29 protein-coding genes are annotated in these 25,604 nt (G+C 68.7%); 28 read left to right on the top strand and 1 reads right to left on the bottom strand.

The features are described 5' to 3' along the window. Nucleotides 1-373: 373 nt before the first annotated feature. Nucleotides 374-3,883 carry a DNA-directed RNA polymerase subunit beta gene (locus KPF47_RS30430; protein WP_224392220.1) on the top strand — a complete coding sequence of 1,170 codons (3,510 nt, stop codon included), beginning with the start codon at nt 374-376 and terminating at the stop codon, nt 3,881-3,883. A gap of 47 nt (nt 3,884-3,930) precedes the next feature. Beyond that, nucleotides 3,931-7,842 (top strand): DNA-directed RNA polymerase subunit beta', encoded by a 3,912-nt coding sequence (locus KPF47_RS30425; RefSeq protein ID WP_224392219.1) that lies wholly within the window; start codon nt 3,931-3,933, stop codon nt 7,840-7,842. Between the two features lie 133 nt (nt 7,843-7,975). Here KPF47_RS30425 and KPF47_RS30420 read toward each other — a convergent pair whose 3' ends face one another. Further along, nucleotides 7,976-8,818: an alpha/beta hydrolase fold domain-containing protein gene (locus tag KPF47_RS30420; protein ID WP_224392218.1), complete on the bottom strand. Its 843-nt coding sequence runs from the start codon at nt 8,816-8,818 to the stop codon at nt 7,976-7,978. A 692-nt stretch (nt 8,819-9,510) separates the two neighbouring features. Between KPF47_RS30420 and rpsL the strand changes: the two genes are divergently transcribed. The 26 genes from rpsL (at nt 9,511) to secY (ending at nt 25,571) form a co-directional block, all read left to right on the top strand. Further along, entirely contained in the window at nt 9,511-9,885 is a 375-nt protein-coding gene (gene rpsL, locus KPF47_RS30415) for a 30S ribosomal protein S12 (RefSeq protein ID WP_020622943.1), read from the top strand. Further along, nucleotides 9,885-10,355, top strand: a complete 471-nt coding sequence (rpsG, locus tag KPF47_RS30410; protein WP_020622942.1) for a 30S ribosomal protein S7 — start codon at nt 9,885-9,887, stop codon at nt 10,353-10,355. Before rpsL ends, rpsG begins: the two co-directional genes overlap by 1 nt. Nucleotides 10,356-10,402: 47 nt before the next feature. Then, on the top strand, nt 10,403-12,505 hold the full coding sequence (gene fusA / locus KPF47_RS30405; RefSeq protein ID WP_308015536.1) for an elongation factor G: 2,103 nt from the start codon (nt 10,403-10,405) through the stop codon (nt 12,503-12,505). Nucleotides 12,506-12,651: 146 nt separating this feature from the next. Further along, nucleotides 12,652-13,845, top strand: a complete 1,194-nt coding sequence (gene tuf, locus KPF47_RS30400) for an elongation factor Tu (RefSeq protein ID WP_062397848.1) — start codon at nt 12,652-12,654, stop codon at nt 13,843-13,845. 491 nt (nt 13,846-14,336) lie between these two features. Next, nucleotides 14,337-14,642 carry a 30S ribosomal protein S10 gene (gene rpsJ, locus KPF47_RS30395; protein ID WP_003938093.1) on the top strand — a complete coding sequence of 102 codons (306 nt, stop codon included), beginning with the start codon at nt 14,337-14,339 and terminating at the stop codon, nt 14,640-14,642. Nucleotides 14,643-14,658: 16 nt separating this feature from the next. Beyond that, the gene (rplC, locus tag KPF47_RS30390) at nt 14,659-15,345 is read left to right on the top strand and encodes a 50S ribosomal protein L3 (protein WP_073576866.1); all 687 of its coding nucleotides are present in this window, start codon (nt 14,659-14,661) and stop codon (nt 15,343-15,345) included. Further along, on the top strand, nt 15,342-16,016 hold the full coding sequence (gene rplD / locus KPF47_RS30385; RefSeq protein ID WP_224392217.1) for a 50S ribosomal protein L4: 675 nt from the start codon (nt 15,342-15,344) through the stop codon (nt 16,014-16,016). Before rplC ends, rplD begins: the two co-directional genes overlap by 4 nt. Next, the gene (gene rplW / locus KPF47_RS30380; RefSeq protein ID WP_020622937.1) at nt 16,013-16,312 is read left to right on the top strand and encodes a 50S ribosomal protein L23; all 300 of its coding nucleotides are present in this window, start codon (nt 16,013-16,015) and stop codon (nt 16,310-16,312) included. Before rplD ends, rplW begins: the two co-directional genes overlap by 4 nt. Before the next feature lie 16 nt (nt 16,313-16,328). After that, nucleotides 16,329-17,162, top strand: a complete 834-nt coding sequence (gene rplB, locus KPF47_RS30375; protein WP_224392216.1) for a 50S ribosomal protein L2 — start codon at nt 16,329-16,331, stop codon at nt 17,160-17,162. A 15-nt stretch (nt 17,163-17,177) separates the two neighbouring features. After that, a complete protein-coding gene (gene rpsS / locus KPF47_RS30370; protein WP_020622935.1) occupies nt 17,178-17,459 on the top strand; it encodes a 30S ribosomal protein S19 in 282 nt (93 codons plus the stop codon). 37 nt (nt 17,460-17,496) lie between these two features. Next, a complete protein-coding gene (gene rplV, locus KPF47_RS30365) occupies nt 17,497-17,913 on the top strand; it encodes a 50S ribosomal protein L22 (protein WP_043277206.1) in 417 nt (138 codons plus the stop codon). Next, on the top strand, nt 17,913-18,758 hold the full coding sequence (gene rpsC / locus KPF47_RS30360; protein ID WP_020622933.1) for a 30S ribosomal protein S3: 846 nt from the start codon (nt 17,913-17,915) through the stop codon (nt 18,756-18,758). Before rplV ends, rpsC begins: the two co-directional genes overlap by 1 nt. A 3-nt stretch (nt 18,759-18,761) precedes the next feature. Next, the gene (gene rplP / locus KPF47_RS30355; protein WP_020622932.1) at nt 18,762-19,181 is read left to right on the top strand and encodes a 50S ribosomal protein L16; all 420 of its coding nucleotides are present in this window, start codon (nt 18,762-18,764) and stop codon (nt 19,179-19,181) included. Beyond that, on the top strand, nt 19,181-19,426 hold the full coding sequence (rpmC, locus tag KPF47_RS30350; RefSeq protein WP_224392215.1) for a 50S ribosomal protein L29: 246 nt from the start codon (nt 19,181-19,183) through the stop codon (nt 19,424-19,426). Before rplP ends, rpmC begins: the two co-directional genes overlap by 1 nt. Next, nucleotides 19,423-19,698 (top strand): 30S ribosomal protein S17, encoded by a 276-nt coding sequence (gene rpsQ / locus KPF47_RS30345; RefSeq protein WP_224392214.1) that lies wholly within the window; start codon nt 19,423-19,425, stop codon nt 19,696-19,698. Before rpmC ends, rpsQ begins: the two co-directional genes overlap by 4 nt. Before the next feature lie 8 nt (nt 19,699-19,706). Beyond that, entirely contained in the window at nt 19,707-20,075 is a 369-nt protein-coding gene (rplN, locus tag KPF47_RS30340) for a 50S ribosomal protein L14 (RefSeq protein WP_010228481.1), read from the top strand. A gap of 13 nt (nt 20,076-20,088) precedes the next feature. Next, entirely contained in the window at nt 20,089-20,415 is a 327-nt protein-coding gene (rplX, locus tag KPF47_RS30335) for a 50S ribosomal protein L24 (RefSeq protein ID WP_062403788.1), read from the top strand. Nucleotide 20,416: 1 nt separating this feature from the next. Beyond that, entirely contained in the window at nt 20,417-20,980 is a 564-nt protein-coding gene (gene rplE, locus KPF47_RS30330; protein ID WP_224392213.1) for a 50S ribosomal protein L5, read from the top strand. 4 nt (nt 20,981-20,984) lie between these two features. Further along, nucleotides 20,985-21,170 carry a type Z 30S ribosomal protein S14 gene (locus KPF47_RS30325; RefSeq protein WP_020622927.1) on the top strand — a complete coding sequence of 62 codons (186 nt, stop codon included), beginning with the start codon at nt 20,985-20,987 and terminating at the stop codon, nt 21,168-21,170. A 120-nt stretch (nt 21,171-21,290) separates the two neighbouring features. Further along, on the top strand, nt 21,291-21,689 hold the full coding sequence (gene rpsH, locus KPF47_RS30320; RefSeq protein WP_224392212.1) for a 30S ribosomal protein S8: 399 nt from the start codon (nt 21,291-21,293) through the stop codon (nt 21,687-21,689). 17 nt (nt 21,690-21,706) lie between these two features. Further along, nucleotides 21,707-22,246 (top strand): 50S ribosomal protein L6, encoded by a 540-nt coding sequence (gene rplF / locus KPF47_RS30315; protein ID WP_224392211.1) that lies wholly within the window; start codon nt 21,707-21,709, stop codon nt 22,244-22,246. Then, nucleotides 22,246-22,659, top strand: a complete 414-nt coding sequence (gene rplR / locus KPF47_RS30310; RefSeq protein ID WP_305080483.1) for a 50S ribosomal protein L18 — start codon at nt 22,246-22,248, stop codon at nt 22,657-22,659. Before rplF ends, rplR begins: the two co-directional genes overlap by 1 nt. Before the next feature lie 34 nt (nt 22,660-22,693). Next, entirely contained in the window at nt 22,694-23,329 is a 636-nt protein-coding gene (rpsE, locus tag KPF47_RS30305; RefSeq protein WP_020622923.1) for a 30S ribosomal protein S5, read from the top strand. 5 nt (nt 23,330-23,334) lie between these two features. Beyond that, complete coding sequence (gene rpmD, locus KPF47_RS30300; RefSeq protein ID WP_224392210.1) at nt 23,335-23,520, top strand: 50S ribosomal protein L30; 186 nt, start codon at nt 23,335-23,337, stop codon at nt 23,518-23,520. A 17-nt stretch (nt 23,521-23,537) separates the two neighbouring features. Further along, the gene (gene rplO / locus KPF47_RS30295; protein WP_374108921.1) at nt 23,538-23,978 is read left to right on the top strand and encodes a 50S ribosomal protein L15; all 441 of its coding nucleotides are present in this window, start codon (nt 23,538-23,540) and stop codon (nt 23,976-23,978) included. A 282-nt stretch (nt 23,979-24,260) separates the two neighbouring features. Continuing rightward, nucleotides 24,261-25,571, top strand: coding sequence for a preprotein translocase subunit SecY (gene secY, locus KPF47_RS30290; protein WP_224392208.1), 1,311 nt, complete (start codon nt 24,261-24,263; stop codon nt 25,569-25,571). Nucleotides 25,572-25,604: the final 33 nt, after the last annotated feature.

The raw sequence follows: 25,604 nt of genomic DNA, 5'->3' as shown, positions 1-25,604 counted from the left end.
CGAAGTGGGACTTGACTCGGTGCGGCGTGCAGGTCACCCTTGGGCAACGGTGGTTGCCTGGATGCTGGAATCGGCGACCTGTCTCGACAGCTGCGCTCGCAGCGTCTATAGTCATTCTTTGCGCTGTCTGCGTCCAGACTCACGCGCTCACGACCGGGGAAGACTTCCGGACCGATCCGTCGGCCGCCGGAGAGGGTTCGGCGGATGTGGGTGCGGGGGTTCGTTCGTCCGTCAGTGCCCGACAACAGACGGCGTGCGACGTGGCCGGCTACCGGCCCGCGATCCGGGGGGACCCCGATCGGATCGAGGGAGACGGTAGCGCCCGCCACCGGCGCACGCCAGACGAGAAGCGCAGTTCTCGGAAGGACGCATCTTGGCTGTCTCCCGCGCCGCCGCGACCACCTCGACCCTCTCCGCTTCGGCGAACCCGAACTACCCCGGCGCACCGACCCGGGTCACCTTCGCGAAGATCGCCCAGCCGTTGGAGGTCCCCGACCTCCTCGACCTGCAGATCCAGTCCTACGAGTGGCTGGTCGGCAGCGAGGCCTGGTTCCAGCGCCGGATCGAGGCCGGTGACGAGATGCCGGTCAGCGGTCTGGAGGAGATCCTCACCGAGATCTCGCCGATCGAGGACTTCTCCGGCTCGATGTCGCTGTCGTTCTCCGACCCGCGCTTCGACGAGGTCAAGGCCTCGGTCGAGGAGTGCCGCGACAAGGACATGACCTACGGCGCCCCGCTGTTCGTCACGGCGGAGTTCACGAACAACACCACCGGTGAGATCAAGTCCCAGACGGTCTTCATGGGCGAGTTCCCCGTGATGACCGACAAGGGCACCTTCATCATCAACGGCACCGAGCGCGTCGTCGTGTCGCAGCTCGTCCGTTCGCCGGGTGTCTACTTCGACCACGCGATCGACAAGACGACCGAGAAGGACGTCTACTCGGTCAAGATCATCCCGAGCCGGGGTGCGTGGCTGGAGTTCGACGTCGACAAGCGCGACACCGTCGGTGTCCGCATCGACCGCAAGCGCCGGCAGCCGGTCACCGTGCTGCTGAAGGCCCTCGGCTGGACCGCCGAGCAGATCGGTGAGCGTTTCGGGTTCTCCGAGACGATCATGACGACGCTCGAGAAGGACAACACCGCGGGCCAGGACGAGGCGCTGCTCGACATCTACCGCAAGCTGCGCCCCGGCGAGCCGCCGACGCGCGAGTCGGCCCAGGCGCTGCTAGAGAACCTGTTCTTCAAGGACAAGCGCTACGACATGGCCAAGGTCGGGCGCTACAAGGCCAACAAGAAGCTCGGCCTCGACATCGAGAACTCGGTCGGCACGCTGACCGAGGAGGATGTCGCCACCACCATCGAGTACCTCGTCCGGCTGCACGCCGGCGAGACCACGATGGCGGTCGGCTCCGGTGACTCCGCGCGGGAGATCCCGGTCGAGACCGACGACATCGACCACTTCGGCAACCGGCGCCTGCGTACCGTCGGCGAGCTGATCCAGAACCAGGTCCGGGTCGGTCTGTCCCGCACCGAGCGGGTCGTCCGCGAGCGGATGACCACCCAGGACGCCGAGGCCATCACGCCGCAGACCCTGATCAACACCCGGCCGATCACGGCCGCGATCCGGGAGTTCTTCGGCACCTCGCAGCTGTCGCAGTTCATGGACCAGCACAACCCGCTGGCCGGACTGACCCACAAGCGCCGCCTGTCGGCGCTCGGCCCGGGCGGTCTGTCCCGTGAGCGTGCCGGCATGGAGGTCCGCGACGTCCACCCGTCGCACTACGGCCGTATGTGCCCGATCGAGACCCCCGAGGGTCCGAACATCGGTCTGATCGGCTCGCTGGCCTCGTTCGCTCGGGTCAACCCGTTCGGCTTCATCGAGACGCCGTACCGCAAGGTCGTCGACGGCGTCGTCACCTCGCAGATCGACTACCTGACCGCCGACGAGGAGGACCGCTTCGTCGTCGCCCAGGCCAACGCCCAGCTCAACGAGGACGGCTCGTTCGCCGAGGAGCGCGTCCTGGTCCGCCGCAAGGGCGGCGAGGTCGACCTGATCTCGCCCTCGGGCGTGGAGTACATCGACGTCTCGCCGCGCCAGATGGTGTCGGTCGCGACGGCGATGATCCCGTTCCTCGAGCACGACGACGCGAACCGCGCGCTGATGGGCGCGAACATGCAGCGCCAGTCGGTGCCGCTGCTGCGCTCGGAGTCGCCGCTGGTCGGTACCGGCATGGAGCTGCGTGCCGCCGTCGACGCCGGTGACGTCGTCACCGCCGAGTCCGCCGGTGTGGTCGAGGAGCTGTGCGCCGACTACATCACCGTCATGGACGACGAGGGGCAGCGTCAGACCTACCGTCTGAACAAGTTCCGCCGCTCGAACCAGGGCACCTGCAACAACCAGAAGCCCATCGTCGACGAGGGCGCGCGGGTCGAGGTGGGCCAGGTGCTCGCCGACGGTCCCTGCACCGAGAACGGCGAGATGGCGCTGGGCAAGAACCTGCTCGTGGCGATCATGCCGTGGGAGGGTCACAACTACGAGGACGCGATCATCCTGTCGCAGCGCCTCGTGCAGGACGACGTGCTCACCTCGATCCACATCGAGGAGCACGAGATCGACGCGCGCGACACGAAGCTGGGCGCCGAGGAGATCACCCGGGACATCCCGAACGTCTCCGAGGACGTGCTGGCCGACCTCGACGAGCGCGGCATCATCCGGATCGGCGCCGAGGTCCAGCCCGGCGACATCCTGGTCGGCAAGGTCACGCCCAAGGGCGAGACCGAGCTGACCCCGGAGGAGCGCCTGCTCCGCGCGATCTTCGGCGAGAAGGCGCGCGAGGTCCGCGACACCTCGCTGAAGGTGCCGCACGGCGAGAACGGCAAGGTCATCGGCATCCGGGTCTTCTCCCGCGACGACGACGACGAGCTGGCCCCGGGCGTCAACGAGCTGGTCCGCGTCTACGTGGCCCAGAAGCGCAAGATCTCCGACGGCGACAAGCTCGCCGGCCGGCACGGCAACAAGGGTGTCATCGGCAAGATCCTCCCGCAGGAGGACATGCCGTTCCTCCCGGACGGCACGCCGGTCGACATCATCCTGAACACCCACGGTGTGCCGCGACGGATGAACATCGGCCAGATCCTGGAGACCCACCTCGGGTGGATCGCCAAGTCCGGCTGGGAGATCGAGGGCACGCCCGAGTGGGCGGCACAGATGCCCGAGGAGCTCTACTCGGTGCCCGCCGACACGAACACCGCGACGCCGGTGTTCGACGGTGCGCGCGAGCACGAGATCACGGGTCTGCTCGCCTCGACCCGCCCCAACCGGGACGGCGAGCGGATGGTCGGTCCGGACGGCAAGGCGCAGCTGCTCGACGGCCGCTCCGGTGAGCCGTACCCGTTCCCGGTAGCGGTCGGCTACATGTACATCCTGAAGCTGGCCCACCTGGTGGACGACAAGATCCACGCCCGGTCGACCGGCCCCTACTCGATGATCACCCAGCAGCCGCTGGGCGGTAAGGCGCAGTTCGGTGGCCAGCGCTTCGGTGAGATGGAGTGCTGGGCGATGCAGGCCTACGGCGCGGCCTACACCCTGCAGGAGCTGCTGACGATCAAGTCCGACGACGTCGTGGGCCGCGTGAAGGTCTACGAGGCGATCGTCAAGGGCGAGAACATCCCGGAGCCGGGGATCCCCGAGTCGTTCAAGGTGCTCCTCAAGGAGCTGCAGTCGCTCTGCCTGAACGTCGAGGTGCTCTCCAGCGACGGTGCGGCGATCGAGATGCGGGACGCCGACGACGAGGACCTCGAGCGTGCCGCGGCGAACCTGGGCATCAACCTGTCCAGCCGCCCGGGCTCGGAGTCGATGACCGTCGACGACGTCGTCAACTGACCCCCGTCCGACCAGCCGCCCTTTAAACGAAGAAACAGAGGACATACGTGCTCGACGTCAACTTCTTCGACGAACTGCGCATCGGCCTGGCCACCGCCGAGGGCATCCGCCAGTGGTCGCACGGTGAGGTCAAGAAGCCCGAGACCATCAACTACCGCACCCTGAAGCCGGAGAAGGACGGGCTCTTCTGCGAGAAGATCTTCGGTCCGACCCGGGACTGGGAGTGCTACTGCGGCAAGTACAAGCGCGTCCGGTTCAAGGGCATCATCTGCGAGCGCTGCGGCGTGGAGGTCACGCGCGCCAAGGTGCGTCGTGAGCGGATGGGCCACATCGAGCTGGCCGCTCCGGTCACGCACATCTGGTACTTCAAGGGCGTCCCGAGCCGGCTGGGCTACCTGCTCGACCTGGCTCCCAAGGACCTCGAGAAGATCATCTACTTCGCGGCGTACGTGATCACCTCGGTGAACACCGAGCTGCGGCACAACGACATGTCCACGCTCGAGAACGAGATGAGCGTGGAGCGCCGCCGGGTCGAGCAGACCCGCGACGCCGACCTGGAGGCCCGCGCCCAGAAGCTCGAGGCCGACATCGCCGAGCTCGAGGCCGAGGGGGCCAAGGGCGACGTCCGCCGCAAGGTGAAGGACGGCGGCGAGCGCGAGATGCGTCAGCTGCGCGACCGCGCCCAGCGCGAGCTGGACCGGCTCGACGAGATCTGGACGACGTTCACCAAGCTCGACGTCCAGCAGCTCATCGCGGACGAGTCCATCTACCGCGAGCTGTACGACCGCTACGGCGACTACTTCACCGGCGCCATGGGTGCCGAGGCGATCCAGAAGCTGCTGGAGAACTTCGACATCCCGGCCGAGGCCGAGAAGCTGCGCGAGATCATCCGGTCCGGCAAGGGCCAGAAGAAGCTGCGCGCGCTCAAGCGGCTGAAGGTCGTCGCGGCGTTCCAGACCACCGGCAACTCGCCGATGGGCATGGTGCTCGACTGCGTCCCGGTCATCCCGCCGGACCTGCGCCCGATGGTGCAGCTCGACGGTGGCCGCTTCGCGACCTCGGACCTGAACGACCTGTACCGCCGGGTCATCAACCGGAACAACCGCCTCAAGCGACTGATCGACCTCGGCGCGCCCGAGATCATCGTCAACAACGAGAAGCGGATGCTCCAGGAGTCCGTCGACGCGCTGTTCGACAACGGCCGTCGCGGCCGGCCGGTGACCGGGCCGGGCAACCGCCCGCTCAAGTCGCTGTCCGACCTGCTGAAGGGCAAGCAGGGCCGGTTCCGCCAGAACCTGCTCGGCAAGCGCGTCGACTACTCGGGCCGTTCGGTCATCGTCGTCGGCCCGCAGCTGAAGCTGCACCAGTGCGGTCTGCCCAAGCAGATGGCGCTGGAGCTGTTCAAGCCGTTCGTGATGAAGCGCCTGGTGGACCTCAACCACGCGCAGAACATCAAGTCGGCCAAGCGGATGGTCGAGCGCGGCCGCTCGCAGGTGTGGGACGTGCTCGAGGAGGTCATCTCCGAGCACCCCGTGCTGCTGAACCGTGCGCCGACGCTGCACCGTCTCGGCATCCAGGCCTTCGAGCCGCAGCTGGTGGAGGGCAAGGCCATCCAGCTGCACCCGCTGGTCTGCGAGGCGTTCAACGCGGACTTCGACGGTGACCAGATGGCGGTGCACCTGCCGCTGTCGGCCGAGGCGCAGTCCGAGGCCCGCGTGCTGATGCTGTCGTCGAACAACATCCTGTCCCCGGCGTCGGGTCGCCCGCTGGCGATGCCGCGTCTGGACATGGTCACGGGTCTGTACCACCTGACCCGTCTCCGCGAGGAGGCCCACGGCGCCGGGAACCACTACGGCTCCGCGGCCGAGGCGATCATGGCCTACGACCGCAAGGTCCTCCACCTGCAGGCGCCGATCAAGATCCGGCTCCCGCAGGTCACGCCGACCCCCGGTGCCGCGGCCGAGACCGTGACCGAGGACGGCGTCTGGACCGCGGAGACCACGCTCGGGCGGGTGCTGTTCAACGAGCTCCTGCCGGCGGACTACCCGTTCGTCAACGAGCCGCTGCCGAAGAAGCGCCAGGCCACGATCGTCAACGAGCTGGCCGAGCGCTACTCGATGACCGAGGTCGCGCAGGTCCTGGACCGGCTGAAGGACGCGGGCTTCTACTGGGCCACGCGCTCCGGCGTCACGATCTCGATCGCGGACGTGCTGGTCCCGCCGGCCAAGGCGGGCATCCTCGAGGAGTACGAGGCGAAGGCCGACCAGATCAACAAGCGCTACCAGCGTGGTGCCCTGTCGCACCAGGAGCGCAACGACGAGATGGTCAAGATCTGGAGCCGGGCGACCGAGGAGGTCGCCAAGGCGATGGAGCAGAACTTCCCCGAGGACAACCCGATCCCGACGATCGTGCAGTCCGGGGCCGCGGGCAACATGACCCAGATCCGCCAGCTGGCGGGTATGAAGGGTCTGGTCGCGAACCCCAAGGGTGAGTTCATCCCGCGTCCGATCAAGGCCTCCTACCGCGAGGGCCTGTCGGTGCTGGAGTACTTCATCTCCACCCACGGCACCCGTAAGGGTCTGGCGGACACCGCGCTGCGGACCGCGGACTCCGGGTACCTGACCCGTCGTCTGGTCGACGTGTCGCAGGACGTCATCGTCCGCGAGGTCGACTGCGGCACCGAGCGCGCCATCCCGATGGCGGTCACCGAGGAGACGAGCGCCGGCCGGTTCATCCCGCACCGTTACCTGCGCACCTCGGTCTACGCACGGACCTCCGGCGAGGAGATCACCGGACCGGACGGCACCGTGCTGGTCCGCAAGGGCGACGACCTCGGCGACGCCGTGCTCGACGCGCTCGTCGCGGCCGGTGTGAAGACGGTACGGGTCCGCTCCGCGCTGACCTGTGCCTCGGCCACCGGTATCTGCGGCATGTGCTACGGCCGCTCGATGGCCACCGGCAAGCTGGTGGACGTCGGCGAGGCGGTCGGTATCGTCGCGGCGCAGTCCATCGGTGAGCCCGGCACGCAGCTGACGATGCGTACGTTCAAGCAGGGTGGCGTCGCGGGTGACGACATCACGACCGGTCTGCCGCGTGTCACCGAGCTGTTCGAGGCCCGGGTCCCGCGCGGCAAGGCGCCGATCGCCGACGTCGACGGCCGCATCCGCATCGAGGACGGCGACCGGTTCTGGAAGATCACGCTGATCCCCGACGACGGCGGCGAGGAGATCGTCTACGAGAAGCTGTCCAAGCGGCAGTGGCTCGGGATGACCACCGTCGACGGTGTCGAGCGTCCGCTCGCCGACGGCGACCACGTGACGGTCGGCCAGCTGCTCCTCGAGGGCATGGCGGACCCGCACGAGGTGCTGCGTGTCATGGGCCCGCGTGAGGTGCAGCTGCACCTCACGCGTGAGGTGCAGAAGGTGTACCGCACGCAGAGCGTGGACATCCACGACAAGCACATCGAGGTCATCGTCCGGCAGATGCTGCGCCGGGTCACGATCATCGACTCGGGCGCGACCGAGTTCCTGCCCGGCGCACTGGCCGAGCGGGGCGAGTTCGAGTCCGAGAACCGCCGGGTCGTCGCCGAGGGTCTGGAGCCGGCGTCGGGCCGTCCGGTCCTGATGGGGATCACCAAGGCCTCGCTGGCGACGGAGTCGTGGCTGTCCGCGGCCTCGTTCCAGGAGACCACCCGCATCCTCACCGATGCCGCGATCAACGGGAAGCGCGACAAGCTCGTCGGGCTCAAGGAGAACGTGATCATCGGTAAGCTGATCCCGGCCGGCACCGGCATCAACCGGTACCGCAACATCCAGGTCCAGCCGACCGAGGAGGCCCGCGCGGCCGCCTACGCGCTGCCGAGCTACGACGACGGCTACTACAGCCCGGACGTCTTCGGCACGGGCACCGGCGCCGCGGTGCCGCTGGACGACTACGACTTCGGTCGCGACTACCGCTAGGTCGTCGCCCACCACGGGCCCGCGACGGCGGGCCCGTGGTGACCGAGGGAGGTCCCGGACGGGGCCGGGCACCACGCTCCCGTGGTGGTGCCCGGCCCCGTCCGTGCGTCCGGGGCCGTCCCGGGGCGCGGTCTCAGCGCAGGCAGTCCGCGCGCAGCGCGGCGCCCAGGGTGTGCAGCGAGGCGTCGGCCTCGGCCAGGACCCCGGCCAGGGTGGGGAACGCGTGCCACATGCCGGGCACCCGGTCGTGGGTGACCGGGGTGCCCGCCGACCGGGCGCGCTCGACCAGGGTGTCGGCGTCGTCGACCAGGATCTCCTCGGCCCCCGCGACGACGTGCAGCGGCGGCAGTCCCGCCAGGTCGGCGTCCAGCGGGTTCAGCTCGGGCGCACCGGTGTGCGGGCCCGCGTAGTCGGCGACGGCGTCCGGCAGCCACGACGCGGCCAGCATCGCGTCGGAGGCGGCGTTGCGGGTGAGGGCGTCGGCGGTGCAGGACAGGTCCAGCCAGGGCGAGATCAGCCCGATCGATCCCGGCAGGTCCTCGCCGGCCGCGCGCAGTCGCAGCAGCAGCGACAGGGTGAGCCCCCCGCCCGCGGAGTCGCCCGCCACCGCGATGTGCCGCGCCGGGATCCCCGCGGTCCGCAGCGCGGTCCAGGCGGCGTGGGCGTCGTCGAGGGCGGCCGGGAACGGGTGCTCCGGAGCGAGCCGGTAGTGGGGCGCGAGCACCGCGCTCCCCGTCGCGTGCGCGAGGCCGGCCAGCAGCGGCCGGTGCGACGCCGAGGACCCCACGAGGTAGCCGCCTCCGTGCAGGTAGAGCACCCGGTGCGGGGCGAGCGGCCCGGGCGGTGCCACCACCGCGGTGGGCACCCCGCCGAGCGTCCCGAACGCCCGGCGGGTGCCGCGGGGCAGCGGGAGCGAGGCGCCGACGAGGTCGAGTCCACGCCGTCGCAGACCGACGGGTAGTGTGGGTCCCAGCAAGGGTGCGATGAGTGCTCGTGTGGCGAGGCGGTTGACGGCCGTCGGCAGGTGCATACCGGACCGTAACCGTCCCTCCTCCGCCACTGTCCACAGGGCGATCCACACCGTGACGACACGGTGGATCCCGCTGGGGCGCAGTCATCGCCCACCACCGATCCGGCCGCGACGAGCGGCCGCCGATCTGCGACGAGCGGGTGAGTCCGCTTGCCAGCGGCGGCGTCGTGCGGCATCGTCGAGTCACCACAGGTCTCCTCCGGGCGTCGTCCCGGAGGATCCGCGGACCACCGAAGCCCCCGATGGTCCCGAAGGCAGGTCCGAGGCGGACGCCCGGAACGGACCCGCTTTGACCGTGTCGAAGAGGGCCGGGTATTCTCATGTCCTGTGCTCGGCTCCGGTTGGGCAGGTCCGCGTGTCCCGTGGTGTGCACCGATCCGCCGGTTCCGACCGTCAGGTCTGTGGTTGCACCCCGGAGCAGGGCACGCCGGACGTCCCGACAGCCTCCGCGGGGCCCTTCCGGCCCCGAGCGTGCCCGGGACGACACGCCCGACCTCGGGGTCCGGCGCGACGGTGGCGGGGTCCGGCGAGAGCCGGCCGCCACGCCGGCGCCCGGGGCCCGGGACCCGAACCAAGATCACCAGTGTCACGGCGAGCGAGACAGTCGAGCCACGTCGACGGGAAGAAGTAGACGGTTCATGCCCACGATCCAGCAGCTGGTCCGCAAGGGCCGCGAGGACAAGGTCTCCAAGACCAAGACCGCCGCGCTGAAGGGAAGTCCTCAGCGCCGCGGGGTCTGCACCCGCGTGTACACCACCACGCCCAAGAAGCCGAACTCGGCGCTGCGCAAGGTCGCTCGTGTGCGGCTGTCCAGCGGCATCGAGGTCACCGCGTACATCCCCGGTGAGGGCCACAACCTGCAGGAGCACAGCATCGTGCTCGTGCGCGGTGGTCGTGTGAAGGACCTCCCCGGCGTGCGCTACAAGGTCATCCGTGGGTCGCTGGACACCCAGGGCGTGAAGAACCGCAAGCAGTCCCGCAGCCGCTACGGCGCGAAGAAGGAGAAGAGCTGATGCCCCGCAAGGGCCCCGCCCCGAAGCGTCCGCTGGTCTCGGACCCGGTCTACGGCTCGCCGCTGGTCACCCAGCTGGTGAACAAGGTCCTCAAGGACGGAAAGCGGTCGCTCGCCGAGCGCATCGTCTACGCCGCCCTCGAGGGCACCCGGGACAAGACCGGCACCGACCCGGTCGTCACGCTGAAGCGCGCTCTGGACAACGTCAAGCCGGCCCTCGAGGTCCGCAGCCGCCGTGTCGGTGGCGCGACCTACCAGGTCCCCGTCGAGGTCCGTGCCGTCCGGCAGACCACCCTGGGACTGCGGTGGCTGGTCACCTACTCCGGCCAGCGTCGCGAGAAGACCATGGTCGAGCGCCTCATGAACGAGCTGCTCGACGCCAGCAACGGCCTCGGCGCCAGCGTCAAGCGGCGCGAGGACATGCACAAGATGGCGGAGTCGAACCGCGCCTTCGCCCACTACCGCTGGTGACCGGCCGACCGTCGGGCGCCAACTCGCGATCCAGGGAGAGCTGAGCAGTGGCAGCACAGGACGTGCTGACGGACCTGACCAAGGTCCGCAACATCGGCATCATGGCCCACATCGACGCCGGTAAGACGACCACGACCGAGCGGATCCTGTACTACACCGGGATCAACTACAAGCTCGGTGAGGTGCACGACGGCGCCGCCACCATGGACTGGATGGAGGAGGAGCAGAAGCGCGGCATCACGATCACGTCGGCCGCGACGACCTGCTTCTGGAAGAACCACCAGATCAACATCATCGACACCCCCGGGCACGTCGACTTCACCGTCGAGGTGGAGCGTTCGCTGCGGGTGCTCGACGGCGCGGTCGCGGTCTTCGACGGCAAGGAGGGGGTCGAGCCGCAGTCCGAGCAGGTCTGGCGGCAGGCCACCAAGTACGACGTCCCCCGCATCTGCTTCGTCAACAAGATGGACAAGCTGGGCGCGGACTTCTACTTCACCGTTCAGACGATCAAGGACCGCCTGAACGCGACCCCGCTGCCGCTGCAGATCCCGATCGGCTCCGAGAACGACTTCATCGGTGTCATCGACCTGGTCGAGATGCGCGCGCTCACGTGGCGCGGCGAGGTGGCCAAGGGCGAGGACTACACCGTCGAGGAGATCCCGGCGGACCTCCAGGCCAAGGCCGAGGAGTACCGCACGGCGCTCGTCGAGGCCGTAGCCGAGACCGACGACGACCTCATGGAGCTCTACCTCGGTGGCGAGGAGCTGACGACCGAGCAGATCAAGACCGGTGTCCGCGCGCTGGTGACCAACCGCGCCGCCTACCCGGTCCTCTGCGGCTCGGCCTTCAAGAACAAGGGTGTCCAGCCGATGCTGGACGCGGTCATCGACTACCTGCCGTCGCCGTACGACGTGCCGCCGGTCGAGGGTTTCCTCACCGACGGTGAGACGCCGGCGAGCCGCAAGCCGTCGAAGGAGGAGCCGTTCTCGGCTCTCGCCTTCAAGATCGCCGCGCACCCGTTCTTCGGCAAGCTGACCTACATCCGGGTCTACTCGGGTCAGGTCGCCGCCGGCGCCCAGGTCATCAACTCGACCAAGGACCGGAAGGAGCGCATCGGGAAGCTCTTCCAGATGCACTCCAACAAGGAGAACCCGGTCGACGAGGCCGTGGCCGGCCACATCTACGCGGTCATCGGTCTGAAGGACACGACCACCGGGGACACGCTCTGCGACCCGCAGAACCCGATCGTCCTCGAGTCGATGACCTTCCCGGACCCGGTCATCCAGGTCGCCGTCGAGCCCAAGTCGAAGGCGGACCAGGAGAAGCTCTCGCTGGCGATCCAGAAGCTGGCGGAGGAGGACCCGACGTTCCAGGTCTCCCTGGACGACGAGACCGGCCAGACCATCATCGCCGGCATGGGCGAGCTGCACCTCGAGGTGCTGGTCAACCGGATGAAGTCCGACTACAAGGTCGAGGCCAACATCGGTAAGCCGCAGGTGGCCTACCGGGAGACCATCAAGAAGGCCGTCGAGAAGTTCGAGTACACGCACAAGAAGCAGACCGGTGGTTCGGGCCAGTTCGCCCGCGTCATCATCAAGCTCGAGCCGCTCACCAGCGGCGACGGTGCGCTGTACGAGTTCGAGAACAAGGTCACCGGTGGCCGTGTCCCGCGGGAGTACATCCCGTCGGTCGACGCCGGTGCCCAGGACGCCATGCAGTACGGCATCCAGGCCGGCTACCCCGTCGTCAGCGTGAAGCTCACGCTGCTGGACGGTCAGTACCACGAGGTCGACTCCTCGGAGATGGCCTTCAAGGTCGCCGGTTCCATGGCGTTCAAGGAGGCGGCCCGCAAGGCGAGCCCCGCCATCCTCGAGCCCATGATGGCCGTCGAGGTGATGACGCCCGAGGACTACATGGGCGACGTCATCGGCGACCTGAACTCCCGCCGCGGCCAGATCCAGGCCATGGAGGAGCGGGCCGGTGCCCGCGTCGTCAAGGCGACCGTGCCGCTGTCCGAGATGTTCGGCTACGTCGGCGACCTGCGGTCGCGGACCCAGGGCCGGGCGAACTACACGATGGTCTTCGACTCCTACGCCGAGGTTCCGGCGAACGTGGCGAAGGAGATCATCGCGAAGGCCACGGGCGAGTAAGAGCTCCCCGGGGCGGGCCCCCGTGCCCGACCTGCTCGGAGGGTGCGGTCCGCGGATCGGTAAGGTCCGCGGCCCGCACCACCCGACACCCACAGACCTGCCGTCAGCACGGCGGAGTACAGACACGAGTCCAGGAGGACCCAGCAGTGGCGAAGGCGAAGTTCGAGCGGACCAAGCCGCACGTCAACATCGGCACCATCGGTCACATCGACCACGGCAAGACCACGCTGACGGCGGCCATCACCAAGGTTCTGCACGACAAGTTCCCGAACCTCAACGAGGCTTCGGCGTTCGACATGATCGACAAGGCGCCGGAAGAGCGCCAGCGCGGTATCACGATCTCCATCGCGCACGTCGAGTACCAGACCGAGAAGCGGCACTACGCGCACGTCGACTGCCCCGGGCACGCCGACTACGTGAAGAACATGATCACCGGTGCCGCCCAGATGGACGGCGCGATCCTGGTGGTCGCCGCGACCGACGGCCCGATGCCCCAGACCCGTGAGCACGTGCTGCTCGCGCGTCAGGTCGGCGTGCCGTACATCGTCGTCGCCCTGAACAAGGCGGACATGGTCGACGACGAGGAGATCATGGAGCTCGTCGAGATGGAGGTCCGCGAGCTGCTGTCGGCTCAGGACTACCCGGGCGACGACCTCCCGATCGTGCGCGTCTCGGCGCTGAAGGCGCTCGAGGGCGACGACAAGTGGGCCGAGGCCATCGTCGAGCTCATGGACGCCGTCGACGAGGCGATCCCCGAGCCCGAGCGCGACATCGAGAAGCCGTTCCTCATGCCCGTCGAGGACGTCTTCACGATCACCGGTCGCGGCACCGTCGTGACCGGCCGTATCGAGCGCGGCATCGTCAAGGTCAACGAGACCGTCGACATCGTCGGGATCCGGCCGAACAAGACCTCGACCACCGTCACCGGTGTCGAGATGTTCCGCAAGATCCTCGACGAGGGTCGCGCCGGCGAGAACGTCGGTCTGCTCCTGCGCGGCATCAAGCGTGAGGACGTGGAGCGCGGCCAGGTCGTCGTGAAGCCGGGTTCGATCACCCCGCACACCGAGTTCGAGGGCCAGGTGTACATCCTGGGCAAGGACGAGGGCGGTCGTCACACCCCGTTCTTCAACAACTACCGTCCGCAGTTCTACTTCCGGACGACCGACGTGACCGGCGTCGTGACCCTTCCGCAGGGCACCGAGATGGTCATGCCGGGTGACAACACCACCATGAGCGTTCAGCTGATCCAGCCGATCGCCATGGAGGAGGGCCTGCAGTTCGCCATCCGTGAGGGTGGCCGCACCGTGGGCGCCGGCCAGGTCACCAAGATCAACGCGTGACGTGACGGGGCCGTCCCGACGAGGGCGGCCCCGTGACGCACCCCCCGGTCGAGGGTGCCGCACAGCGGTGTGTCATCCTTGACGGGTTGCACGACGAGCATGGCGCGTGGGAGCACCGCTCCTGTTCCCGGTCTCCGGTAGTCCAGGGGTCGCGTACCACGCGCCATGTTCGTTGTGAGGCCCCGCTCCGCGGTTCGTCCGTGGGATCGGGGACATTCCAGCGACATGCCCGCCCCAGACGGGGGGTGGGACGCGGTGACCCGGGCAGAACCATGCGGGTAGGGCGCGACACGCCCGACCTCGTGGACTGGAGAGCCCCGGCCGGACCAGTGCACCAGGGAACTGGGCGCACGACTCCGGACCGAATTCAGACCTGAACAGAGCACGGGCCGCAGCCGGCCCGCCGGACATCCGGTGGCAGCACGGCGCGAGTTCTTACGGGGCCGAACCGCGACACCCCCGCGGCAGGAAGAAGAGGACGACCGACGACCATGGCGGGACAGAAGATCCGCATCAGGCTCAAGGCCTATGACCACGAGGCAATCGACGCGTCTGCTCGCAAGATCGTGGAGACCGTGACGCGTACCGGTGCCCGGGTCGTCGGCCCCGTGCCGCTGCCCACCGAGAAGAACGTGTACTGCGTCATCCGCTCGCCGCACAAGTACAAGGACTCGCGCGAGCACTTCGAGATGCGCACGCACAAGCGACTCATCGACATCCTCGACCCGACGCCCAAGACGGTCGACGCGCTCATGCGCATCGACCTGCCGGCGAGCGTCGACGTCAACATTCAGTGACGGCGGGGTGGAGACGATGACTGCTGCATTCAAGAAGACGACTGCCACCAAGCAGACGAAGAAGGTCACCGGCCTCCTGGGCACCAAGCTCGGGATGACCCAGTTGTTCGACGAGAACAACCGCATCGTGCCGGTCACCGTGGTCCAGCTCGGACCGAACGTCGTGACCCAGGTGCGCTCGCAGGAGAGCGACGGCTACACCGCCGTCCAGCTGGCCTACGGGGCCATCGACCCGCGCAAGGTGAACAAGCCGGAGTCCGGCCACTTCGCCAAGGCCGGCGTCACCCCCCGTCGCCACGTCCTGGAGCTCCGCACCTCCGACGCCGCCGAGTACACCACCGGTCAGGAAGTCACCGTCGAGGCGTTCGCCGAGGTGGCCGAGGTCGACGTGGTGGGCGTGACCAAGGGCAAGGGCTTCGCCGGTGTCATGAAGCGCCACGGGTTCAAGGGCCTGGGCGCCTCGCACGGCACGCAGCGCAAGCACCGTTCGCCGGGCTCCATCGGCGGCTGCGCCACCCCGGGCCGCGTGTTCAAGGGTGTGCGGATGGCCGGCCGGATGGGTTCCGACCGCCAGACCACGCAGAACCTGAAGGTCCACCGGGTGGACGCCGAGCGCGGGCTGCTGCTCGTCAAGGGCGCCGTCCCCGGTCCGCGCGGTGGCCTCGTCGTGGTGAAGACCCCCGCGAAGGGTGATGGCAAGTGAGCACCGTGCAGATCAAGACCCCCGAGGGTTCCGCCGGCGGCAGCGTCGAGCTGCCCGACCACGTCTTCGACGTGACGGCGAACATCGCCCTCATGCACCAGGTGGTGACCGCGCAGCTCGCCGCCGCGCGGCAGGGCACGCACGACGTGAAGGGTCGCGGCGAGGTCCGCGGCGGTGGCAAGAAGCCGTACCGGCAGAAGGGCACCGGTCGCGCCCGTCAGGGCTCGATCCGCGCGCCGCAGTTCGCCGGTGGTGGCATCGTCCACGGCCCGACCCCGCGCGACTACTCGCAGCGGACCCCGAAGAAGATGAAGGCCGCCGCCCTGCGTGGCGCCCTCTCCGACCGGGCCCGCGCCGGCGCCGTGCACGTCGTGTCCGCCTTCTCCGAGGGTGACGCGCCGTCGACCAAGGCCGCCCGCAAGGCGCTCGAGGCCGTCGTGCCCGACGCCCGCCGGGTGCTCGCGGTCGTCGAGCGTTCCGCGGAGAACGCCCTGCTGAGCCTGCGCAACCTGCCGCAGGTCCACCTGATCGCGCCGGACCAGCTGAACACCCACGACGTGCTCGTCAACGACGTCGTGCTGTTCACGCAGGCGGCGCTGGACGAGTTCCTGGCCGGCCCGATCGCGAAGCCGAAGGCTGCCGGCCGCCGCGCTGAGGAGGCCGACAAGTGATCACGGACCCGCGGGACGTGCTGCTCGCGCCGGTCGTCTCGGAGAAGAGCTACGGGCTGCTCGACGAGCGCCAGTACACCTTCGTCGTGGCACCGGACGCGAACAAGACCCAGATCAAGATCGCCGTGGAGAAGGTGTTCGGGGTCAAGGTGACCAGCGTGAACACGCTGAACCGCCCGGGCAAGCGCAAGCGCTCCCGCACCGGCTACGGCAAGCGCAAGGACACCAAGCGCGCGATCGTCACGCTCTCCGAGGAGAGCAAGGCGATCGACGTCTTCGGTGGCCCGGCGAGCTGAGGGAGCGAGCTGACCCATGGCCATTCGTAAGTACAAGCCGACCACCCCGGGCCGTCGTGGCTCGAGCGTGGCGGACTTCGCCGAGATCACCCGCGACACCCCCGAGAAGTCGCTGCTGCGCCCGCTGCACAACAAGGGCGGCCGCAACGCGCACGGGCGGATCACCACCCGTCACCAGGGTGGCGGGCACAAGCGCGCCTACCGTCTGATCGACTTCCGTCGTAACGACAAGGACGGCGTGCCGGCGAAGGTCGCGCACATCGAGTACGACCCGAACCGCACCTCGCGGATCGCACTGCTGCACTACGCCGACGGCGAGAAGCGTTACATCATCGCGCCGGCGAAGCTCAAGCAGGGCGACAAGATCGAGAACGGTCCGAGGGCCGACATCAAGGTGGGTAACAACCTGCCGCTGCGCAACATCCCGACGGGCACCGTGGTGCACGCGATCGAGCTCCGCCCCGGTGGCGGGGCCAAGATCGCGCGCTCGGCCGGTGCCGGCGTCCAGCTGGTCGCCAAGGACGGGCCCTACGCGCAGCTGCGGATGCCCTCCGGCGAGATCCGCAACGTCGACGTGCGCTGCCGCGCCACCGTCGGCGAGGTGGGCAACTCGGAGCACGCCAACATCAACTGGGGCAAGGCAGGCCGCATGCGGTGGAAGGGCAAGCGCCCGACCGTCCGTGGTGTCGTCATGAACCCGGTGGACCACCCGCACGGTGGTGGTGAGGGCAAGACCTCCGGTGGACGCCACCCGGTGAACCCCGCCGGTACGCCCGAGGGCCGTACCCGCAAGAACAAGCCGTCCGACAAGTTGATCGTCCGCCGGCGTCGCACCGGCAAGAAGCGCTGAGCAGGGAGGTAAGACATGCCGCGCAGCCTGAAGAAGGGCCCCTTCGTGGACGACCACCTGCTCAAGAAGGTGGACGCCCTCAACGAGTCCGGCAAGAAGACCGTGATCCGCACGTGGTCCCGTCGGTCCACGATCATCCCGGACATGATCGGTCACACCATCGCGGTGCACGACGGCCGCAAGCACGTCCCGGTCTTCGTCTCCGACTCGATGGTCGGGCACAAGCTTGGCGAGTTCGCCCCGACCCGCACGTTCCGGGGTCACATCAAGGACGACCGCAAGGCGCGTCGGCGCTAGAAGCCGGCCCGAGTAGCGACAAGGAGAGGTGGAGAAGATGGCAGACACTGCCGAGACCACCGGCGCTGCGCTCGAGCCGACTCGTGCGCGCGCCGTGGCACGGTTCGTCCGTAGCTCGCCGATGAAGACCCGCCGCGTCGTGGACCTGGTCCGCGGCCTGCCGGTCGACGAGGCGTTGGCGATCCTGCGGTTCTCGCCGCAGGCTGCGGCCGAGCCCGTCGCGAAGGTCGTGGCCAGCGCCGCGGCCAACGCCGAGAACAACCTGGACCTGGACCCGGAGACCCTCGTGGTCGCCGTGGCGATGGTCGACGAGGGCCCGACGCTGAAGCGGATCCGGCCGCGCGCCCAGGGGCGTGCGTATCGCATCCGCAAGCGGACGAGCCACATCACCATCGAGGTCGAGTCGGTTCCGCAGAAGGCCGGCCGTCGTGGTGCGAAGGGGAGGGCCCGCTGATGGGGCAGAAGATCAACCCGCACGGCTTCCGCCTGGGCATCACCACGGACTGGAAGTCGCGCTGGTACGCGGACAAGCAGTACTCCGAGTACGTCAAGGAGGACGTCGAGATCCGCCGCATGCTCTCCAAGGGCATGGAGCGGGCCGGCATCTCCAAGGTCGAGATCGAGCGCACCCGGGACCGCGTGCGGGTGGACATCCACACCGCGCGTCCGGGCATCGTGATCGGCCGCCGTGGCGCCGAGGCCGACCGGATCCGGGGCAACCTCGAGAAGCTGACCAAGAAGCAGGTCCAGCTGAACATCCTCGAGGTCAAGAACTCCGAGTCCGACGCCCAGCTCGTCGCCCAGGGCGTCGCCGAGCAGCTGTCGAACCGGGTCGCCTTCCGGCGGGCCATGCGCAAGGCCATCCAGTCGGCCATGCGCAGCCCGCAGGTCAAGGGCATCCGGGTCCAGTGCTCGGGCCGCCTCGGCGGTGCCGAGATGTCGCGGTCGGAGTTCTACCGCGAGGGTCGGGTCCCGCTGCACACGCTGCGCGCGGACATCGACTACGGCCTGTTCGAGGCCCGGACCTCCTTCGGCCGCATCGGCGTGAAGGTCTGGATCTACAAGGGCGACGTCGTCGGCGGCCGCCGCGAGGGCGTCCCGGCTGCTGCCGAGGCCCCGGGCCGCGGTCCGCGCCGCGAGCGTCCGGCCCGGCGCCGTTCGGGTGCCTCGGGCACCACTGCGACCAGCACCGAGGCCGGGCGTGCCGCGCAGAGCGCGGGCCAGGCCGGCGGCGCCGCGACGGCGACCGCCGAGGCCCCGGCCTCCGGTGAGAACCAGAGCAACGGTGGGGAGAGCTGACCGATGCTGATCCCACGCAAGGTCAAGCACCGCAAGCAGCACCGTCCCAAGCGCAAGGGCATGGCCAGCGGTGGTACCGCGGTCACCTTCGGCGACTGGGGCATCCAGGCGCTGGAGCCGGCCTACGTGTCCAACCGGCAGATCGAGTCGGCACGTATCGCGATCAACCGGCACATCCGTCGTGGCGGGAAGATCTGGATCAACGTCTTCCCGGACATCCCGATGACCAAGAAGCCGGCCGAGGTCCGCATGGGTTCCGGTAAGGGTTCGCCCGAGAAGTGGGTCACGAACGTCAAGCCGGGCCGGGTGCTCTTCGAGATGAGCTTCCCGAACCGCGAGGTGGCGCACGAGGCTCTGACCCGTGCGATCCACAAGCTGCCCATGAAGTGCCGGATCGTGTCCCGTGAGGGTGGTGACATCTGATGGCGAGCAATGGCAACACCAAGGCCGCCGAGCTGCGCGAGCTCTCCGACGAGGAGCTGGTCGTGCGTGTCCGGGAGGCCAAGGAGGAGCTGTTCAACCTCCGCTTCCAGATGGCCACCGGGCAGCTGGACAACAACCGGCGGCTGCGGGCCGTCCGTCACGACATCGCGCGGTGCTACACCGTGATGCGCGAGCGTGAGCTCGGCCTTTCCGCCGCACCGACCGAGAGCGAGGGCGCGGCGTGAGCGACGAGCTGAAGAACGACGAGCGCGGGGAGCGCAAGGTCCGCGAGGGCCTGGTCGTGTCCGACAAGATGGAGAAGACGATCGTCGTCTCCCTCGAGGACCGGGTGAAGCACCCCCTGTACGGCAAGGTCATCCGCCGGACCAGCAAGGTCAAGGCGCACGACGAGGGGAACACCGCCGGTATCGGCGACCGTGTCCGCCTCATGGAGACCCGTCCGCTGTCGGCGACCAAGCGCTGGCGGCTGGTGGAGATCCTCGAGAAGGCCAAGTAGGAGTCGAAGTGATCCAGCAGGAGTCGCGGCTGCGCGTCGCCGACAACACCGGTGCCAAGGAGATCCTGTGCATCCGGGTGCTGGGCGGCTCCGCGCGGCGCTACGCCGGGATCGGCGACGTCATCGTCGCCACGGTCAAGGAGGCCATCCCCGGCGCCGGCGTGAAGCGTGGTGACGTCGTCAAGGCGGTCATCGTGCGCACCAAGAAGGAGAAGCGCCGTCCCGACGGCAGCTACATCCGTTTCGACGAGAACGCCGCCGTCCTGATCAAGGCGGACAACGGACCTCGGGGGACCCGTATCTTCGGCCCGGTCGGGCGCGAGCTGCGCGACCGCAAGTTCATGAGGATCATCTCCCTGGCCCCGGAGGTGCTCTGACATGAAGGCGAAGATGAAGGTCAAGAAGGGCGACACCGTTCTGGTGATCGCCGGCAAGGACAAGGGTGCCCGGGGCAAGGTCATCGCGGCCTACCCGGAGCGTCAGCGCGTGCTGGTCGAGGGCGTGAACCGGATCAAGAAGCACACCCGGATCAGCCAGAACCAGCGCGGGGCCGAGAGCGGCGGGATCGTCACCCAGGAGGCCGCCATCCACGTCTCGAACGTGATGGTGTGCGACTCCGACGGCAAGCCGACCCGGATCGGCAAGAAGGCCGTCGAGGGCGAGGACGGCACCACCCGCCGCGTCCGGATCTCCAGGCGCAACGGGAAGGAGATCTGAGATGACCACGGCTGAGAAGACCCTGCCGAGGCTCAAGCAGCGTTACCGCGACGAGATCCTCGACAAGCTCCGCGAGGAGTTCGGCTACACCAACGTCATGCAGATCCCCGGCCTGACCAAGGTCGTGGTGAACATGGGTGTCGGTGACGCCGCCCGCGACTCGAAGCTGATCGACGGTGCGCTGCGGGACCTGGCCACCATCACCGGCCAGAAGCCGCAGCTGCGTCGCGCCACCAAGTCCATCGCGCAGTTCAAGCTGCGTGAGGGCATGCCGATCGGTGCGAAGGTGACCCTCCGCAACGACCGGATGTGGGAGTTCCTCGACCGTCTGCTGACCATCGCGCTGCCCCGTATCCGCGACTTCCGCGGTCTCGAGGGCAACCAGTTCGACGGGCGTGGCAACTACACGTTCGGCCTGAACGAGCAGTCGATGTTCCACGAGATCGACCCGGACTCCATCGACCGGCCGCGGGGCATGGACATCACGGTCGTGACCACCGCGACCACGAACGCCGAGGGCCGGGCGCTGCTGCGCCACCTGGGCTTCCCGTTCAAGGAGAGCTGAGCGAATGGCGAAGAAGGCGCTCATCAACAAGGCGAACGCGAAGCCGAAGTTCGCCGTGCGGGGTTACACCCGCTGCAACAAGTGCGGTCGGCCGCGTGCCGTGTTCCGCAAGTTCGGCCTCTGCCGCGTGTGCCTGCGAGACATGGCGCACGCCGGCGAGCTGCCGGGTGTGAGCAAGTCCAGCTGGTGATCCGACCGCCCCGCGTCCGCGGGGCAGCGGATCCGATCGCCGCAGGCCCGCACCGGCGCGGCGCCCCGAGCAGGGGCGCCGCGTCGGTACGAGGAACCACGGCGGGAAAGAGACAGACACATGACGATGACCGATCCGATCGCAGACATGCTGACCCGTCTGCGGAACGCGAACTCGGCCTACCACGACCGCGTCGTGATGCCCCACTCCAAGCTGAAGGTCTCCATCGCGGAGATCCTGCAGAAGGAGGGCTACATCGCCGCGCACCACACCGAGGACGCCGAGGTCGGCAAGTCCCTCGTCGTCGAGCTGAAGTACGGCCGCAACCGTGAGCGCAGCGTCGCCGGTCTGCGCCGGGTCTCCAAGCCCGGCCTGCGTGTGTACGCGAAGTCGACGAACCTGCCGCGGGTCCTGGGTGGCCTCGGCATCGCGATCATCTCGACCTCTCAGGGTCTGATGACCGACCAGCAGGCCTACCGGAGCGGCGTGGGCGGGGAAGTCCTCGCCTACGTCTGGTGAGAGAGGGGTAACGAACGATGTCGCGCATCGGAAAGCTGCCCATCACCGTCCCGTCCGGCGTGGAGATCACCATCGACGGCCGCACGGTCACCGCGAAGGGCCCCAAGGGCACCCTGTCGCACACCGCTGTCGAGCCGATCACGATCGAGCGTGACGACGACGGCACGGTGCTGGTGAAGCGCCCGAACGAGGAGCGCGAGGTGCGGGCCTACCACGGCCTGACCCGCTCCCTCGTCAACAACATCGTGGTCGGCGTCAGCGCCGGCTACGAGAAGAAGCTGGAGATCCACGGCGTGGGTTACCGCGTGCAGCTGAAGGGCCAGAACCTCGAGTTCGCCCTGGGCTACTCGCACCCGGTCGTCGTCGAGCCGGCGGAGGGCATCACCTTCGCGGTCGAGTCGCCCACCCGGTTCTCGGTCTCCGGCATCGACAAGCAGCTGGTCGGCGAGACCGCTGCCAACATCCGGAAGCTGCGCCGCCCCGACCCGTACAAGGGCAAGGGTGTGCGGTACGCCGGCGAGCAGGTCCGCCGCAAGGTCGGAAAGACGGGTAAGTGATGGCCGAGACGAACGAGACGGTGTCGGGTTCCGCCCGCCGCCGGATGGCGTCCCAGGTGGCGCGCAAGCGCCGCGACTCGCGCATCCGCCGGCACGCCCGGCTCCGGAAGAAGATCTCCGGGACGCCGGTGCGTCCGCGGCTGGCGGTCAACCGCTCCTCGCGGCACATCACCGTCCAGCTGATCGACGACCTGGCGGGCCACACGCTGGCCTTCGCGTCCTCGCTGGACGCCGAGGTCCGCGGGCTCGACGGCGACAAGAAGGCCAAGGCGGCCAAGGTCGGCGAGCTCATCGCCGCCAAGGCCAAGGAGGCGGGCATCTCCACGGTCGTGTTCGACCGCGGCGGGCTAGCCTACCACGGCCGCATCGCGGCCCTGGCCGACGCCGCCCGCGAGGGAGGCCTGGAGTTCTGATGAACCAGACCGAGAAGATCGAAGGGACTGTCTGATGCCGGGACGTACGCGGCGTGACGGCGGAGCCCCGGGCGGCAGCGGTGGGAACGACAACCGCAACAACCGGGACCGCCGGGACGGTGGCCGTGGCGGGGCGGCCCAGGACAAGACCCCGTACATCGAGCGGCTGGTCACGATCAACCGCGTGGCCAAGGTCGTCAAGGGCGGCCGCCGGTTCAGCTTCACCGCGCTGATGATCGTCGGCGACGGTGACGGCCTGGTGGGCGTAGGCTACGGCAAGGCCAAGGAGGTGCCGGCCGCGATCGCCAAGGGCGTGGAGGAGGCGAAGAAGAACTTCTTCCGCGTCCCCCGCATCGGCGGCACGATCGTGCACCGCGTGCAGGGTGAGGCCGCCGCGGGCGTCGTCATGCTGCGCCCGGCCTCCCCGGGTACCGGTGTCATCGCCGGCGGCCCGGTCCGCGCGGTGCTGGAGTGCGCGGGGATCTCGGACATCCTGTCCAAGTCCCTGGGCTCCGACAACGCCATCAACATCGTGCACGCCACGGTGGCGGCGCTCCAGTCGGTGCAGCGTCCGGAGGAGGTCGCGGCCCGCCGCGGTCTGCCGCTGGAGGACGTGGCCCCGGCCAGCATGATGCGCCAGCGCGCCGAGGCCGACGCGGCGAAGGTGTGAGCGACATGGCCACGTGGAAGATCACCCAGGTGAAGAGCCGGATCGGGACCAAGCAGAACCAGCGCGACACGCTGCGTTCGCTCGGTCTGCGCAAGATCCGGCAGTCGGTGGTGCGTGAGGCGGACCCGCAGACCCGCGGCTACGTCCACACCGTGCGCCACCTCGTGACGGTGGAGGAGGTGCAGCAGTGAGCGAGAACGAGAACTCCGTGATCAAGCTGCACGACCTGCGGCCGGCCCCGGGCTCGAAGAAGGCGCGCACCCGTGTGGGTCGCGGTGAGGGCTCCAAGGGCAAGACCGCCGGTCGCGGTACCAAGGGCACGAAGGCCCGCAAGACGGTGTCCCCGCGCTTCGAGGGCGGGCAGATGCCGCTGCACATGCGGCTGCCGAAGCTCAAGGGCTTCAAGAACCGCTTCAAGGTCGAGTACCAGGTCGTGAACGTCGGCGACCTGGCCACCCTGTTCCCGCAGGGCGGCGAGGTCGGCCCGGCCGAGCTGGTCGAGGCGGGCGCGGTCCGCAGGAACCAGCTCGTGAAGGTCCTCGGCGAGGGCGAGCTCTCGGGCGTCGCCCTGACCGTGAAGGCCCACAAGTTCTCCGCGTCCGCGCGCGAGAAGATCTCGGCGGCGGGCGGGTCCGTCTCCGAGCTGTAGGTCTCACCGCACGTCCCCCGGCGCCGTCCCCGGTGCCTGTTCCGCCCCCGGCGGAGCGGGCCCGTGGGCGGCGCCGAGGCGTTTCCGGGCCGCTGTTACAGTCACTTCCGGACCGAGTGTCCACCGAATACCTGGCGCGCCCCGTGGGCGCGCAGCCCCCGCCGGTACACACCGGCCCGGGTGTCACGCGAGGCGCGGGATGCGCGTCGACCAACCCGGCCGACCCCTTCAGGGGCCGGCGCAGGCGGTGTCGGGCCGCCGACGTCGTAGGAGGATCACCGAGTGCTCAGCGCAGTCCGGGCGGCCCTGACCACGCCGGATCTCCGCAAGAAGATCCTCTTCACGCTGGCGATCGTGGCGGTGTACCGGCTCGGGGCGAACATCCCCTCGCCGGGGGTGTCGTACCCGAACATCCAGGAGTGTGTCCGTCAGGTCGAGGGTGGCGACAACGCCAGCGTCTACTCCCTGATCAACCTGTTCTCCGGCGGGGCGCTGCTCCAGCTGTCGATCTTCGCGTTGGGCATCATGCCCTACATCACCGCGAGCATCATCGTGCAGCTGCTGCAGGTCGTCATCCCGCGGTTCGAGCAGCTGAAGAAGGAAGGCCAGTCCGGCCAGGCGAAGCTCACGCAGTACACGCGGTACCTGACCATCGGCATCGCGGTGCTGCAGGCCACCGGCTTCGTGGCGCTGGCCGAGCGCGGTCAGCTGTTCCAGGGCTGCGCGCTGCCGATCATCCCGGACTCGTCGGTCTTCACCCTGGTCGTGATCGTGACCGTGATGGTCGCCGGCACCACCCTGGTGATGTGGCTCGGCGAGCAGGTCACCGAGCGCGGCATCGGCAACGGCATGTCGCTGCTGATCTTCGCCTCGATTGCGCACCGCATCCCCGCCGAGGGCCGGCTGATCCTGGAGAACTCCGGTGGTCTGGTCTTCGCCGGTGTCTGCGTCTTCGGGCTGGCGATCATCGCGAGCGTCGTGTTCGTGGAGAACGGGCAGCGCCGCATCCCCGTGCAGTACGCCAAGCGGATGGTCGGCCGTCGCATGTACGGCGGCACGTCGACGTACCTGCCGCTGAAGGTCAACCAGGCCGGTGTCGTGCCGGTGATCTTCGGTAGCTCGCTGCTGTACCTGCCCGACCTGGTCGCCCGGCTCGCCGGGAACGACGGTGGCTGGTTCCAGCAGTTCGTGCAGACCTATCTCGTCGATCAGTCCAATCCCGTGCACATCGTGTTGTACGTAGCACTGATCATCTTCTTCACGTACTTCTACGTCGGCATCACGTTCAACCCCGACGAGCGTGCCGAGGACATGAAGAAGTACGGCGGCTTCATCCCGGGTATCCGCCCCGGCCGGCCCACCGCGGAGTACCTGAACTTCGTGCTCAGCCGCATCACGCTGCCCGGATCGCTCTACCTCGGCCTGATCGCGGTGCTCCCGAACTTCTTCCTCGGCATCACCGGCAGCGGGCAGAACCAGAACTTCCCGTTCGGCGGCACCGCGGTGCTGATCATGGTGACCGTGGGCCTCGACACCCTGAAGCAGATCGAGAGCCAGCTCATGCAGCGGAACTACGAAGGTTTCCTGCGTTAGGCTCGCCGGCACGTGGCCGTGCGGGAACCCGGT

The sequence above is a fragment of the Pseudonocardia sp. ICBG1293 genome, assembly GCF_020131355.1.
Lineage (GTDB): Bacteria > Actinomycetota > Actinomycetes > Mycobacteriales > Pseudonocardiaceae > Pseudonocardia.
Note: the sequence above shows the minus strand (reverse complement) of the source record. Positions and strands in the feature narration are given on the sequence as shown.